The sequence below is a fragment of the Sandarakinorhabdus sp. genome (genome assembly GCF_987265915.1).
Map to the genome: position 1 here is coordinate 314,297 of NZ_OZ503948.1, position 14,141 is coordinate 328,437.

At 65.1% G+C, this 14,141-nt stretch carries 12 protein-coding genes; 7 read left to right on the top strand and 5 right to left on the bottom strand.

All coding sequences use genetic code 11. The features are described from left to right. Positions 1-104 precede the first annotated feature (104 nt). The 5 genes from AC6UUM_RS01495 (at position 105) to AC6UUM_RS01515 (ending at position 6,667) form a co-directional block, all read left to right on the top strand. Complete coding sequence (locus AC6UUM_RS01495) at positions 105-1,130, top strand: Mrp/NBP35 family ATP-binding protein (RefSeq protein ID WP_500803585.1); 1,026 nt, start codon at positions 105-107, stop codon at positions 1,128-1,130. 3 nt (positions 1,131-1,133) lie between these two features. Further along, the gene (locus AC6UUM_RS01500; RefSeq protein ID WP_500803586.1) at positions 1,134-1,559 is read left to right on the top strand and encodes a CoA-binding protein; all 426 of its coding nucleotides are present in this window, start codon (positions 1,134-1,136) and stop codon (positions 1,557-1,559) included. A gap of 215 nt (positions 1,560-1,774) precedes the next feature. After that, positions 1,775-3,040, top strand: a complete 1,266-nt coding sequence (locus AC6UUM_RS01505) for a metal-dependent hydrolase family protein (protein ID WP_500803587.1) — start codon at positions 1,775-1,777, stop codon at positions 3,038-3,040. A gap of 416 nt (positions 3,041-3,456) precedes the next feature. Then, positions 3,457-4,164, top strand: coding sequence for a PEPxxWA-CTERM sorting domain-containing protein (locus AC6UUM_RS01510; RefSeq protein ID WP_500803588.1), 708 nt, complete (start codon positions 3,457-3,459; stop codon positions 4,162-4,164). Positions 4,165-4,852: 688 nt separating this feature from the next. Further along, positions 4,853-6,667, top strand: a complete 1,815-nt coding sequence (locus AC6UUM_RS01515) for a DUF885 domain-containing protein (protein ID WP_500803589.1) — start codon at positions 4,853-4,855, stop codon at positions 6,665-6,667. A 47-nt stretch (positions 6,668-6,714) separates the two neighbouring features. Here AC6UUM_RS01515 and AC6UUM_RS01520 read toward each other — a convergent pair whose 3' ends face one another. Further along, entirely contained in the window at positions 6,715-7,734 is a 1,020-nt protein-coding gene (locus AC6UUM_RS01520; RefSeq protein ID WP_500803590.1) for an SDR family oxidoreductase, read from the bottom strand. A 52-nt stretch (positions 7,735-7,786) separates the two neighbouring features. Here AC6UUM_RS01520 and AC6UUM_RS01525 point away from each other — a divergent pair, with 52 nt between their 5' ends. Together AC6UUM_RS01525 and AC6UUM_RS01530 are read left to right on the top strand one after the other, a co-directional pair. Further along, a complete protein-coding gene (locus AC6UUM_RS01525; RefSeq protein ID WP_500803591.1) occupies positions 7,787-8,347 on the top strand; it encodes a TetR family transcriptional regulator in 561 nt (186 codons plus the stop codon). Between the two features lie 39 nt (positions 8,348-8,386). Continuing rightward, positions 8,387-9,727, top strand: a complete 1,341-nt coding sequence (locus AC6UUM_RS01530) for an MFS transporter (RefSeq protein ID WP_500803592.1) — start codon at positions 8,387-8,389, stop codon at positions 9,725-9,727. A 6-nt stretch (positions 9,728-9,733) separates the two neighbouring features. Here AC6UUM_RS01530 and AC6UUM_RS01535 read toward each other — a convergent pair whose 3' ends face one another. The 4 genes from AC6UUM_RS01535 to AC6UUM_RS01550 form a co-directional block, all read right to left on the bottom strand. Next, the gene (locus AC6UUM_RS01535) at positions 9,734-10,180 is read right to left on the bottom strand and encodes a VOC family protein (RefSeq protein WP_500803593.1); all 447 of its coding nucleotides are present in this window, start codon (positions 10,178-10,180) and stop codon (positions 9,734-9,736) included. Beyond that, on the bottom strand, positions 10,177-12,123 hold the full coding sequence (gene ftsH / locus AC6UUM_RS01540; protein WP_500803594.1) for an ATP-dependent zinc metalloprotease FtsH: 1,947 nt from the start codon (positions 12,121-12,123) through the stop codon (positions 10,177-10,179). Before ftsH ends, AC6UUM_RS01535 begins: the two co-directional genes overlap by 4 nt. Positions 12,124-12,272: 149 nt before the next feature. Next, complete coding sequence (gene tilS, locus AC6UUM_RS01545) at positions 12,273-13,283, bottom strand: tRNA lysidine(34) synthetase TilS (RefSeq protein WP_500803595.1); 1,011 nt, start codon at positions 13,281-13,283, stop codon at positions 12,273-12,275. Further along, on the bottom strand, positions 13,243-14,103 hold the full coding sequence (locus AC6UUM_RS01550; RefSeq protein ID WP_500803596.1) for a YbgF trimerization domain-containing protein: 861 nt from the start codon (positions 14,101-14,103) through the stop codon (positions 13,243-13,245). Before AC6UUM_RS01550 ends, tilS begins: the two co-directional genes overlap by 41 nt. Between the last annotated feature and the right edge of the window lie 38 nt (positions 14,104-14,141).

The following is a 14,141-nucleotide window of genomic DNA, read 5'->3' on the forward strand; positions in this document are numbered from 1 at the left end:
ATACGAAGCTCGAACCGCGATTGCGAGGGCATGCGGCACCGCAGCAGCGTTTGTTGGCCATTGCGCTTGTCGCAACAAGCGCAATTTGGGGAAAGCAGCTGGAAATGTCGTTGAAAGACAAGGTGGCAATGGCCTTGGCCACCGTGGCGGACCCTGCCGGCGGTGACGTGATCGCATCGGGCCGCGCCGCCGGCATCGTCGTGAAGGATGACGGGCAGGCCGGGCTGGTGCTGGCCATCGATGGCCTGGACCGTACCGCCGCCGAGCGGTTGCAGGCGGCTGTCGAAGTCGCCGTGAAGCGGGTGCCGGGCATCACCGCGGCGCGCATCATCCTGACCGCCGATCGCACGTCGGCCCCCGCCAGTGCCGCACGCCCGGCCGAATCGACCGTGCCGGGCATTCGCAAATTGGTGGCAGTGGCCAGCGGCAAGGGCGGCGTCGGCAAATCGACCGTGGCCGCCAATCTGGCCTTTGCGCTGGCGCGGGCCGGCCAGGCCGTCGGCCTGCTGGATGCCGATATCCATGGGCCATCGGTGCCCACCCTGCTGGGGATCACCGGGCGGGCGCGGGTCGAAAATGATCGGCTGCAACCCGAAACAAGGTTCGGCATCAAGGCGCTTTCGATGGGCATGATGACCGATCCGAACAAGGCCATCGTCTGGCGCGGGCCGATGGCGTCGTCGGCGTTGGTGCAGATGGTCGAACAATGCGATTGGGGCGCGCTGGATGTGCTGGTGATCGATCTGCCGCCCGGCACCGGCGATGTGCAGTTGACGCTGGCGCAAAAGCTCAAGCCCGACGGCGCGGTGATCGTGTCCACACCGCAGGATCTGGCGCTGATCGATGCGCGCCGCGCGGTGGCCATGTTCAACGATGTCGGCGTCCGTGTGCTCGGCGTCGTCGAAAACATGGCCGGTTATTGCTGCCCGGCGTGCGGCCATGTTTCCGACCCGTTCGGCCATGGCGGCGCCGAAGCCGAAGCCGCCACCATGGGCGTGCCCTTCCTGGGCCGCATCCCATTGCAGATGGTGGTGCGCGCCGCCGCAGATGCCGGCCAGCCGGTGAGCGGCGACAGCGCGGCGATTTTCGACGAGATTGCCGCCGGCGTCATCGCCACCACCGGATTGTAAGCGATGCTGACCCAGGACGCCGATATTGCGCAGCTGCTGCGCGAAACCCGCCGCATCGCGCTGGTCGGCGCCAGCGAACGCCCCGAACGCGCCGCACATGAGGTGATGGCAGTGCTGCTGGCGCACGGCTATCATGTCATTCCGGTCAACCCGCTGCTGGCCGGGCAGACCATCCTGGGGCAAGCGGTGGTGGCCCGCCTGTCCGACATCGCCGGGCCCATTGATCTGGTCGATGTGTTCCGCCGCAGCGAATTTGTCGCCGAAGTGGTGGATGAGGCGATTGCCGCCGGGGCCAGGGCCGTGTGGACGCAATTGGGCGTAATCGACACGGAAGCAGCAGCGCGCGCCGAGGCGGCCGGGCTGCAGGTGGTGATGGACCGCTGCCCCAAGATCGAGCTCAGGCGGCTGGGCCTGCCACCCATCAACTGACCTTCACCTCTCCCCACGGGGGAGAGGTCGAGAGACGCCGCAGGCGGCCCGGGAGAGGGGCGGTGCGCCGAAACCCGAAGATAAAGACCCCTCTCCCGCCCCCGGATCGCGTCCGGGGCAGGCTGCGCGTGCCGCGCGAGTCGACCTCTCCCCAAGGGGAGAGGTGAACTTGTCGGCTGGTGTCGGCTAAGGTGCGCACCATAAAGGGGAATGCCATGCGCCACGCCATCACCGCCGCCTTGCTGCTCACCGCCGCGCCGGCCGCGGCCGAAACCATCGCCATTCGCGCCGCGCGCGTGATCGTCGATGCCGCCAAACCAGCGCTGGGCGCCTCCACCATCATCGTCACCGATGGCCGCATCACCGCGATCAACCCGGCCAGCGCCGCCATTCCGGCCGGCGCACGCGTCATCGATCAATCGACCCGCACGCTCAGCCCCGGCCTGATCGACGCGCATGTCCACCTGACCGGCGATCCCGGCACGCCCTTCTGGCGCGAAGCCATCGACAGCGCCGAATTGTCCGTCGCCTATGGCCTGAAGAATGCCCGCATCACGGCCAAGGCCGGCTTCACCACCGTGCGCGATCTCGGCAGCGCGAAACTGGCCGGCTTTGCCGTGCGCGATGCCATCAATGCCGGCCTGTTCCCCGGCCCGCGCATCCTGGCCGCCGGCCCGGCGTTGGCGATCGTCGGCGGCCACGGCGACGTGTCGGGCTTTTCACCTGACGTGAACGACGCGCTCGATCAAGGCAACACCTGCACCGGCGCGGTCGAATGCACGGCGCGGGTGCGCGAGGCCAGCCAGCGCGGCGCCGATGTCATCAAGTTCACCGCCACCGGCGGCGTGCTCAGCCAGCAGGGCCGCGGGCTCGACCAGCATTTCACCGATGATGAAATGCGCGCCATCGTGACGACCGCGCACAGCCTGGGCCTGAAAGTTGCCGCCCACGCCCATGGCCCGCGCGGCATCGAAGCGGCGGCGCGCGCCGGCGTCGATTCGATCGAACATGGCAGCTTCATCGACGACGCTGGCGCGAGGGCGCTGGCGGCCACCAAAGGCTGGCTCGTCCCCACCCTGCTGCCCTTCCGCGCCACCGCCGAACGGCTGGGCACCGGCACCTACACACCAGTCGTCGAAGCCAAGGTGCGCGCCATCCTGGAACGGCGCGGCAAACAGATCATCGCCGCCCGCGCCGCCGGCGCCCGCATCGCCTTCGGCACCGATGCCGGCGTGTTCGATCATGGCCGCAACGGCCAGGAAGCCAGCGACATGGTGGAATTTGGCGGGATGACCCCCCGCGAAGTGCTGATCAGCGCCACCACCGGCGCCGCCGACCTGCTCGGCCTGACCAGCGAGATCGGCACGTTGGAGGCCGGCAAATCCGCCGATATCATCGCCACCGATGGCGACCCTGCGGTGGACGCGAAGCAACTGGCGCAGGTTCGCTGGGTGATGGCGCGGGGGAAGGTGATCGACTGAGCGCGTTTCAGAAGGAAAGGGGCCTCCGGCGGGCAGGGCCGCAGACCCAGCACCGGTTCGTTGTCAAGCGCGCGGCTTGCAAGCGTGTCCACTGGCGCCCCAATGTCAGACATTCACGCACGGTTGGAGGCTTCCTGGAAACAGCAATTTGCTCATCTGCGACTTGTGAAAGTGCAACGGCAGACTTTGTGACACTGTTTCGATTCACACGCGTTCTCTGCACGTCGGCTTTCGCCAGGAGCCGAAGTTGGCTGGTGGGTTCAAGCTATGTTTCACCATCAATCGGATAAGGTTCTTAAATAGTTGAACGACATTATGTTGCATTTCGATCCGGTTTGCGTTATCCTCACTGTTACAGTATTGAATATAAAAATTATTTCTGTAAGATTGGGCGTTCGATTGGGGAGATATAAATAATGAAATATGTTTTTTACATTGCTGGAATTATTGTGTCGCTCTGGGCGGGCGTTTCCCCTGCAGCCGCTGTCATCAAGACGGCAACCTATTCCGGTAGGCTGCAATCGGGGAACGATCTCACCGGTGTTTTCGGGGCAGCCAACACCAATCTTGCCGGCGCGCGTTACATCGCCACATTTACTTACGACCGGAATTTGGGAGGCGACCAAGCAAGCGACCCGGGCGTGAGCGATTCAAGTTCAGGCGGCAGCTATTATGGCTCAGCGTCGCCAATCGTCACCGCATCGATCACGATCAACAGCATCACCAAGACGATCTCGGGGGGGTTCGATGATTTCGTATTTGTCAATGTTTACCCCATAGTCGGGCATAGGGCGCAACAGGTGGAACTTGGTGCATTGGTTTTGATCAACAATTTTGTGACGGCAAACTACATTACTCTGACAGGAGGTTCCTCGCTCGATCAGGACGTTGCGCCAACTGCCGCAATCGTCGGCAGCGGGAGCTTCCGCATTTTGACACGGGATAACCTGTCTGGCAGCGATCCGGTTTCTGCGGCCGGCATTTTCGCCAGCGAAGCCATCTATTCCGTTGGCGACGGTGGCGTTTCAGCGGTACCAGAGTCGGCCAGTTGGGCGATGCTTATCGCCGGTTTCGGCCTGACCGGCGCAGCGTTACGCCGCCGCCGGGTTCCACTCGCCGCCTGATCAATTCAACCAATGGGTGTATTGAAGTGAGAGGGCCCCAAGCTGCTCTTTCATGGTCGGGAGTCGCGCGCTTCAACGATAGGCGGCGACGCGTGTCAGCTGCCTCGTTGGCAGCGATGAAAGGCGGCTTCTGACACAAGCAGACGTTCCCACGCCCCGTAACGAACGACCGTCTCTGGGTCGGTTCCAGCCATTCGCTCGTCAATCTGCGGCGGGCCACGTTGCCGTGACCGCCAAGGAAAAGCCGCCAGTCTGCAAGCCACTCCGTCCCTGAACTCCAGCCGTATAGGGCAAGCGACAGGTACGGGCCGCATTGCGGCCCTGTCCTACGCGCGCAAAGCCTGTCATCCTGTTGCTGATCGTTGCCGTTGCCCAACGCCACTGCCATGATCAATTGTTGAAAACAGAGGAAAAACAAGGCTGAAGCCTGCACGATCCGTCAAAACCGACAAAACTGCTGCCGAACAAATTGCCATGGGATGCCACACATACGGGCCATCCACGCGACAATCTGCTGTTTCTCCGGTCAGGAAAAGCCACACCGCAAGGGCCGCCTGAAAACGAATCGGGTGCAGGGTCTGCGACCCTGCCCGCCGGAGGCTCGTCTGCTGGCTTCAAACCAAGATTGACTGCGGCGCTCAGCGTCTTATGTGCACAACACGCCCCCAAATCCTCGTGGAGTGACCCCATGCGCGTTTCCGCCCTGCTGATTGCGGCCAGCCTGTTTGTCATCACGCCAGCACTGGCCCAAAATCCTGCTGCTGCCCCAGCCGCTGCCGCTACAGCCGAAACGCCCTCAGCCCGGCTGGCCGCGCTGTTCGCGCAAAGCGATACCGACAGTCTGAAGCGCAATCCGTTGAACGCGCTGTTTCGCGGGGACACGTCGCGTGCCGATCAACTGGGCGAGCTGATCACCGATGCCGCCTGGATGGCGGAGAAGCGCGCTGCCGAAGCCGAGCTGAAGGCGCTGGCCGGCATTGATCGCGCTGCGCTGACGCCGGACGAGCAGGTGAGTTACGACACGTTCAAGTGGCAGCGCGAGACCGATCTGGCCGGCTATGCCCCGCCGCTGCTGGCCGCCACGCTGCCGCGCCCGATCGATCATTTTTTCGGCTTCCACAATTTCCTGGCCGAACTGCAATCGGGGGAAAGCGTCGCGCCGTTCAAGACGGTGAAGGATTATGAGGATGCGTTGAAGCGCAGCGACCAGTTTGCGTTGCTGATCGATCTGGCCATCCTGCGCTTCCGCCAGGGCATGGTCAGCGGCGTGGTGCAGCCCAAGCTGGTGGTGCGCAATGTCGTCGATCAGCTGAACAATCTCACTGCCGGCGGCCTTGAGGCTTCGATCATGATGAAGCCGGTGCAGAAATTCCCCGAAGGCATCAGCGCTGCCGATCAGGCCCGGTTCAAGGCGGCCTATGCCAAGATGATCGGTGAACGGGTAAACCGGGCGCTGCTGCGGCTGCGTGATTTCCTGAACAATGAATATCTGCCGGTGGCGCGCGACAGTGTCGGCCTGGCCGACATGCCGGGCGGACCGGCGCTGTACCGCTATCTGGTGGCCAGCACGACCACCACCGATCTGACCCCGGACGCGATCCACAACATCGGCCTGAGCGAAGTGGCCCGCATCCTGAAGGGCATGGACGAGGTGCAGGCCAAGGTTGGCTTCAAGGGCGACCGCAAGGCGTTCTTCGATTATCTGCGCAGCGATCCGCGCTTCAAGTTCGCTTCGGCGCAGGCGATGGGCGATGCCTTCCGCACCGCCGGCACCCGTATCGACAGCCGAGTGGGCAATTTGTTCGCCACCCTGCCCAAGGGCGGCCTGGACATCCGCCCGGTGCCAGCGCATCGCGAGAAGACCGATGCCGCCGGCAGCTATCAGGGTGGCACCCCCGATGGCAGCCGGCCCGGCGTCTTCTATTACAACGCCTATGATCTGCCGTCGCGCAGCACCACGGGTGTGGAAACGCTGTTCCTGCACGAAGCGGTGCCGGGCCATCATTTCCAGATCAGCCTGGCGCAGGAGAATGAGAAACTGCCGGCGTTCCAGCGCTTTGGCGGCAACACCGCCTATGTCGAAGGCTGGGCGCTCTATGCCGAAAGCCTCGGGCCGGAGCTCGGCATGTTCACCGATCCTTACCAGTTGATGGGCCGGTACAATGACGAGATGCTGCGCGCCATGCGGTTGGTGGTCGACACCGGCCTGCATGCCAAGGGCTGGGGTCGTGACCAGTCCATCGAATATATGCTGGCCAACAGCAGCATGAGCCGCACCGACGCCACCGCCGAAGTGGAGCGTTACATCGCCATCCCCAGCCAGGCACTGGCCTACAAGATCGGCCAGCTCACCATCAGCCGGCTGCGCGCCAAGGCCGAAAAAGCGCTGGGGCCGAAGTTCAACATCAAGGGCTTCCACGCCCAGGTGCTGATGACCGGCGCCCTGCCGCTGGCGGTGCTGGAGGCCAAGATCGATCGCTGGATCGCGGGCGGGGGCTTGTAAACCCCACCCCCAACCCCTCCCGCAAGCGGGAGGGGTTGGGGGTGGGCTTAAGCCTTCACCAGCCCCTTTTCGATCAAGCTGTTGGCGCAATCGAGTATGGTGGTGGCTTCGTCGCGGGTTTTCCAGCCCAGCCGCTGCAGGGCATGGGCGGCGCTGGCTTCGCGGCGGCGGCCGAGTTCGGGCACCACCATCTTCACGGTGGCATCGAAATTGGCGAGCAGTTTCAGTAGCCAATTGGGCAGACCGCGGCTCGGCACCCGGCGCGCTTGGTTGCCGAGCCCGGCCTGCAATACCTCGGCAACTTCGCGCATCCAGAGGAAACGCCCCTGCGCGATGAAGCGTTCGCCATCGAGGCCCGGCTCGGTCATGGCACGGACGTGCAGATCGGCGACATCGCGCACATCGACCACGCCAAAGCCCAGCCGCGGCAGGCCGGGCAGCGCGCCATCCAGCAATTTCTTCACCACTTCCAGGCTGGTGGAGAAATCCGCGCCCAGCACCGGCCCGAGCACGGCGGCGGGGTTGATCGAGACATATTCCATGCCCGCACCATTGGCGGCCATCCAGTCGCGCGCCGCGCGCTCGGCCAGTGTCTTGGATTTGATATAGGCATAGGCATCGAGGCTGTTCACGTTGGACCAATCAGCTTCGGTGAACGGCGCGCGGTCTTGCGGGTGACCATAGGCGATGGCGGCCATGCTGCTGGTCATCACCACCCGCTTCACGCCGGCGGCATGGGCAAAGCGCAGCGCACGCAGTGCACCTTCGCGCGCCGGCACGATCAAATCATTCGGGTCCTTCGGCTCGCCAGCCGGGATCGGGGAGGCAATATGCTGGACATAGTCACAACCGGCCATGGCTTCGGCCCAGCCGGCATCGCTCATCAGGTCGCAGGCCACCAGCTCCAGATCGGGCAGGCCGAGCGTGGCGCGCACCTCTGGGGCTCGGGCCAGATTGCGGATGGTGCCGCGAACCTGCCAACCATCGCGCACCAGCGCCTTGATGATGAACCCGGCGATATAGCCCGATGCGCCGGTGACCAGCACCTTGCCCTGCGTCTGTGACATTGCCACGCTCTCCGCTTGTCGATTCCCGATTGATCGTTATACAAGCTGACAAATGTCGTCTGTTTTGTCAAACCCTCCCGTTGAAGATCGCCGCGCCCGGGCGGTGACGGCGGCTATCGGCGCCTTTTCGCGCCACGGTTACCGGCGATGCGCCATGGCCGACATCGCGGCGGCCGCCGGCATGTCGCGCCCGGCGCTCTATCTGCTCTTTCCCGGCAAGGAAGCGGTGTTCCGTGCCGTGGCCGAAGCGCTGCTGGCCGATGCCGCCATCGCCGCCGAACAGGCATGGCCCGAAGACGCGGATCCAGCGGAAGGCCTGTTCGGCGCCATCGTGGCGAAAGATCTGCCGATCCACCGCCTGTGCCATGCCAGCGACCATGCCGATGAGATATTGGCCGTCGCCGCCAGCCTGACCGCCGATCTGCACCAGGCCAGCGCCGCCCGATTCGAAGCGTTGCTGGCCAAACGGCTGGCCGCGGCCGGGCGGGCGGATGCAGCCGGCCTGGCCCGCATGCTGGTGGCGGCCGCCACCGGGCTGAAGCATGCCGGCCTGCCCGAACCGGAGTATCTTGCCGATGTGTGGCGGTTGGCCGGGCTGATTGGCAAAAAGTAACGGGTTGGCAGCGGCGCGCCGGCAGCCCATTAGCGGGCGGTGCAGACGCGTAATCCCTTTGCCGGCCTTGGCGCCACTTCGCTGCCGCGCCGCGAATTCGCGGTGGTGTTTGCCGCGCTGTTGACCGTGGCGGCCGGCAACACCGCACTGCAGACGGTGCTGCCGGCCATCGCCCGCGTCATCCACTTGCCCGACATGCTGGTGGCGGTGATCTTTTCCTTTTCGGCGCTGCTGTGGACGTTCAGCGCCCCCTATTGGGCCCGGCAGAGCGACATCCGTGGCCGCCGCCGGCTGATGCTGGTCGGCTCGCTGGGGTTCATGGTGTCGATGGCCGGGTGCGGCATCGCCATCTATGCCGGATTGAACGGCTGGCTGGCGCCCATCGCCACCTTTGCGCTGTTTGCCACATTGCGCAGCCTGTTCGGCATTTTCGGTTCGGCGGCCAACCCGGCGGCGCAGGCCTATGTCGCCGGCCGTACGGATGAACAGGATCGCACCGCAGCCCTGTCCAGTCTGTCATCGGCCTTCGGCCTGGGCACCATCATCGGGCCAGCCGTGGCACCGCTTTTCATCCTAGCACCGCTCGGGCTTTCCGGGCCGATGTTCGCCTTTGCCTTCATTGCCCTGATCGTGATGGTGGCCGTGGCGCGTGTGTTGCCCGATGATGATCCCACCCACGCGCCGGGCCAGGCGCAGAAGGGCAGCGGCGCACCATCATCAGAGCCCAATCTGGCCGGGGCCATAACCGGGGCCAGCGTCCGCGCGGCCGCCGCCGGCCGGCCCCGGCGGTTGAGCGTGAAAGACAGCCGCATTCTGCCCTTCATGGTCTTCGGTTTCGTTTCGGGTTCCATCCAGGCCGCCACCGGCCAAGCCCTGGGCTTTCTGGTGATCGACACGCTGGGCGGCGATGCCCTGGCTTCGCAGCATTCGATCGCGCTGATCTTCATGGCCGGGGCTTTTTCAACCCTGCTGGCGCAATGGGCGCTGATCCCGCAATTGCGGCTCACCCCGCCGGCGCTGATGCGCTGGGGCACCGTGATTGCGGCGGTCGGCACGGCTGGCATCGCGCTGTCGAGCAGCCTTTACGCACTGGTGCTGGCCTTTGCCTTGATGAGCATGGGTTATGGCCTGGCGCGGCCCGGCTTCACCGCAGGCGCCAGCATCGCCGTGTCCCGCGCCGAACAGGGCGGGGTGGCCGGCGCGGTCACCTCGGTGAATGGCAGCTGCTTCATTTTGGCGCCGGCGGTGGGCATCAGCCTTTATCAGTTCGGCCACACCATCCCCTACTGGCTGGGCGCGGCGGCGCTGGTCGGCCTGGCGGTCTATGCCTTCACGCAGCCAGCGCTGGGCCGGGAGCCCAGCGATCATAGCGAAGAATAAGCCGGATCAACGCGGCTGGCTGAGCGCGATGCGATTGCCTTCGCTGTCTTCGAATTCGGCCACCCAGCCGTTCGCGCCGATATCCTTCTTTGCATACAGGCTGCGGCCGCCGGCGGCCAGCGCGCGGGCAATCACTGCATCGATATCGGGCACACGGAAATAGAGGATCGGTCCGGCCTTGCCCGGCACATAGACATCGCCCTTCACCAGTGCACCGCTTGGGCCATCGTCGTCGGCGAAGATTGCCATGTCATAGCCGTCCACTGTTTCGACGGTCATGGTGATCCCGAACACCGCTTCGTAAAATCGGCGGGCGCGGGCCAGATCGGTGACGGGGATTTCGAACCAGCTGATCATCGGACGGATGGCGGTTGGCGATGCATCGGGACGAGGCTGCGTGGCGGCCGGGGACGCTGCGATCAGCGCCCCGGCCAGCAAGAGCCAGCGGTTCACGCGCCGGCGGGTGCTTCACCCAGGCCGGTGCCGCGGCGGCCGGCCTTGGGAATGGCGGAGGCGCCCGAAGCGGGACGTGCCACCGGAGTGGTGGTGGCGGAACCGCGATCGATCGAGCCGCCGTCCATCACCTTCTTTATTTCGTCGCCCGTCAGGGTTTCATATTCCAGCAGGGCGCCGGCAATGGCGTGCAGCTGATCGATATGTTCGGTCAGCAACTGCTTGGCGCGATCATAGCCCTTGGTGACGATGGAGCGCACTTCCTCATCGATCAGCTGCGCGGTCTGTTCCGAGATATTCTGGGTCTTGCTGACGCTGTGGCCCAGGAAGACCTCTTCCTGATTCTCGGTGTATTTCAGCGGGCCCAGCCTGTCGGACATGCCCCACTGTGTCGCCATCGAGCGCGCCAGATCGGTGGCATAGCTGATGTCGGATGATGCACCCGAACTGACCTTGTCGTAACCGAAGATGACTTCCTCGGCGACACGACCACCCATCGACACCGCCAGATTGGCGTACATCTTGTCACGGTGATAACTGTATTGGTCGCGTTCCGGCAGACGCATCACCATGCCCAGCGCGCGACCGCGCGGGATGATCGTCGCCTTGTGGATCGGATCAGATGCTTCCTCGTGCAGCGAAACGAGCGCGTGGCCGGCTTCGTGATAGGCGGTCATCTTCTTTTCGTCTTCGGTCATCGCCAGCGTCTTGCGCTCAACGCCCATCAACACCTTGTCCTTGGCGTCTTCGAATTCGCGCATGGACACCAGGCGCTTGCCGCGGCGTGCCGCCAGCAACGCCGCTTCGTTGACCAGGTTGGCGAGATCGGCGCCGGCGAAGCCCGGCGTGCCGCGCGCAATGGTGCGGGCGTTCACATCCGGCGACAGCGGCACCTTCTTCATGTGCACGGCCAGAATCTTTTCGCGACCGTCGATATCGGGACGGCCCACCACCACCTGGCGATCAAAGCGGCCGGGACGCAGCAGAGCGGGATCGAGCACGTCGGGGCGGTTGGTCGCGGCGATGATGATGATGCCTTCATTGGCATCGAAGCCGTCCATTTCGACCAGCAGCTGGTTCAATGTCTGTTCGCGTTCGTCGTTGCCGCCACCCAGGCCAGCCCCACGGCTGCGACCAACCGCGTCGATTTCATCGATGAAGATGATGCACGGTGCCGATTTCTTGCCCTGTTCGAACATGTCGCGCACGCGGCTGGCACCGACACCGACGAACATTTCGACGAAATCGGAACCGGAGATCGAGAAGAACGGCACATTGGCTTCGCCAGCGATGGCGCGGGCCAGCAACGTCTTGCCGGTGCCGGGCGGGCCGACCAGCAGCGCGCCCTTGGGGATCTTGCCGCCCAGGCGGCTGAAGCGGCTGGGGTCTTTCAGGAAATCGACGATCTCCTGCAATTCCTCGCGGGCTTCATCGATGCCGGCGACATCGTCAAAGGTCACGCGGCCTTCCTTTTGCACCAACAGCTTGGCGCGGCTTTTGCCAAAACCCATGGCACCGCGGCCAGCGCCGTTCTGCATCTGGCGCATCACGAAAATCCAGATGCCGATCATCAGGATGAAGGGCAGCATGTTGAAGAACAGCTGCACCAACACCGAACGGCTTTCTTCCGGGCGGGCATCAAAGCGCACACCTTTGGTGCGCAGCCGTTCGATCAGCTGGGTGTCGCCGGGATTGAAGGTGCGGAATTCCTCGTCGTTGCTGGTGCGGCCGATGATTTCATCGCCGCGGATTTCCACCGATTTCACCGCGCCATCATCGACCCGAGCGAGGAAATCCGAATAGGCAACCGCGTCACCGCTGCGGGAGCTGCTCGGCCCCTGCATCAGGTTCACCACCACGGCCAGGCCGAGCAGGATGACGACCCACAGGCCCAGATTCTTCATCCACGGTCTGGGGGGGCGCTTGTTGGGACCTTCGGACATCAACGCTTCATCCTGCACACACAACCGCACGCACCTGATTGCAGGCACGGCTTCCACCCTACAAGATAAGCCGGTTTGCCGGGGTTGCAATCAGCCTGTGCCATTCTGCCTCTATCCTGGGCCGAATCACCCACTTTGGTAACCATTTTTCATGCGCCACAGGCACCTGGCACGAGATTGTGGCGCTTTGCGGGCTCCAACCGCCACACCGGCCCAGGCCGTGCCGCCACGCCGGCGAGCGTGCCGGCCTTGCCACCGCTGAGTCGCGCCGCCAGCCGCGCCACATCACGCCCGCGCGCGGGGCCGGTGCCGAGTTCGGCCACAGCACGCGCCAGCACGCGCTGCACCAGCGCCGCCGGCAGGCCGCGCATGTCGAGCAGCCGTGCCGCGCCATCCGTGCTGACCCGCCCTTGCCAGGCCAGATCGGCCGCCCAATCGAGCGCTGCCGCCTCGTCGGCGAGATGCGCTGCTGCCTGCGCCAGCGCCGGCACATCGAGGCCGCTGCCCACTAGCGCCGCCCGCATCCGGCTGCGATCATGGCGCGGATCGTGGTTGGAGGGATCATCCACCGCCTGCCAGCCGGCCCTGGCGGCAATGGTAACCAGCTCGGCCTTGCGCAGCCCAAGCAGCGGCCGGACCAGCCAGACGCCGGGCGCCAGGTGCCGCGCGGCGCGGATGCCGGCCAGGCCGTCGCTGCCACTGGCCCGGTTCAGCCGCATCAACAGGGTTTCGGCCTGATCATCGGCGTGGTGCGCCGTCAGCAGCAGGCCATGGCCGTGCGTCGCACACCAATCGCCGAGCAAGGCATAGCGGGCGGCACGCGCCTGCGCCTGGACATTGCGGGCAAAGGCAGCGCCATCGCGCCGCAACGTCACATGCGCGATGCCGCGACCCAAGCATTGCGCCGCCACCCCGGCCGCCTCGGCTGCCGAATCGCTGCGCAGACCGTGATCGACGGTGATCGCCGTCACCTGCCCGGCAAAGCCTGCGTGGGCCAGGTGCAGCAGGGCCAGACTGTCCGGCCCGCCCGATACCGCCACTGCGATGCGATCGTCAGGCGCAACCGGCCGCCCCAAGGCCGCGCAAATCAGTTCGGGCAATTCCGGCAGGTTCGGCGGATCAGGCCGCACATTTGGCCCGAATGCGTTGGCGGCCCGCATCGGCCTTCTGCGTGTCGGTCAGCTTGGCGCCATAGGCGGTGTTCAATTCGCCGAGCACCTCGCAGGCCTTGTCCGGCTTGGCCATGGCATTCAATGATCCCGCCAGCCCAATCAGCGCATCGGGCGCGGCGGTGGCGCGCGGGGTTGTCTGGTACACTTCCAGGAAGGCCTGCGCCGCCTGCGCATGTTGGTTGCGGGCGGCATGGCTGCGGCCGATCCAGTATCGGGCCTGCGCCACCCGCGTCGATTTCGGCCAATCCGCAACGAATTTGCCCATCAGGCTTTCCACCGCCGGCCAATCGCGGGCCGTCACCTTGGGATAGGCCAGCGCCCACGCCGACTCTGCCGTGGCAGGTGCGGCTGCCGCTGGCTTGGCGGCCGGGGGCGGCACGACAGAAGCCGGCGAGGCTGCAGCCACCAGCATCGTCGGTGCATCCGTCGTCGCCGCGCCGCCGGGGCTTTCCGCTGGTGTCTCCAATTTGTTCAAGCGGAACTCGACATCGCCCTTCAGCCGGCGCTGCCCATCTTCCAGCTGGCGCAATTTATACTCGATCGCCTCGATCTGGCCGGTCAGCCCCCGCACGCTGGATTCCAGCGCATCGACCCGCGCGGACAGATCGGCAATCGGGGTGGTCGCTGGCGGCGCGGTGGGGGCCGGTTCCGGCGCGGCGGCAGGGGGCGGAATTTCAGGTTCGAAAAACCGCGCATCTCCGCCGGGAAACACCTTGCGCTGCACGGCGCGCATTTCCGATTCGAGCTTGCCGACCCGGCGATCGAGCTTGCCGACATCCACTGCCTGCGCCGCGACTGGCACGGCCATGACCGCCGCAAGCACGCCACAGACAAAGGCAACATCCG

Coding starts and splice junctions, on each gene's coding strand:
- AC6UUM_RS01510 (WP_500803588.1), top strand. CDS start 3,457: ATGAAATATGTTTTTTACATTGCTGGAATTATTGTGTCGCTCTGGGCG.
- AC6UUM_RS01525 (WP_500803591.1), top strand. CDS start 7,787: ATGTCGTCTGTTTTGTCAAACCCTCCCGTTGAAGATCGCCGCGCCCGG.
- AC6UUM_RS01550 (WP_500803596.1), bottom strand. CDS start 14,103: ATGGCCGTGCCAGTCGCGGCGCAGGCAGTGGATGTCGGCAAGCTCGAT.
- AC6UUM_RS01520 (WP_500803590.1), bottom strand. CDS start 7,734: ATGTCACAGACGCAGGGCAAGGTGCTGGTCACCGGCGCATCGGGCTAT.
- AC6UUM_RS01505 (WP_500803587.1), top strand. CDS start 1,775: ATGCGCCACGCCATCACCGCCGCCTTGCTGCTCACCGCCGCGCCGGCC.
- tilS (WP_500803595.1), bottom strand. CDS start 13,283: ATGCGGGCCGCCAACGCATTCGGGCCAAATGTGCGGCCTGATCCGCCG.
- AC6UUM_RS01515 (WP_500803589.1), top strand. CDS start 4,853: ATGCGCGTTTCCGCCCTGCTGATTGCGGCCAGCCTGTTTGTCATCACG.
- AC6UUM_RS01500 (WP_500803586.1), top strand. CDS start 1,134: ATGCTGACCCAGGACGCCGATATTGCGCAGCTGCTGCGCGAAACCCGC.
- AC6UUM_RS01495 (WP_500803585.1), top strand. CDS start 105: ATGTCGTTGAAAGACAAGGTGGCAATGGCCTTGGCCACCGTGGCGGAC.
- ftsH (WP_500803594.1), bottom strand. CDS start 12,123: ATGTCCGAAGGTCCCAACAAGCGCCCCCCCAGACCGTGGATGAAGAAT.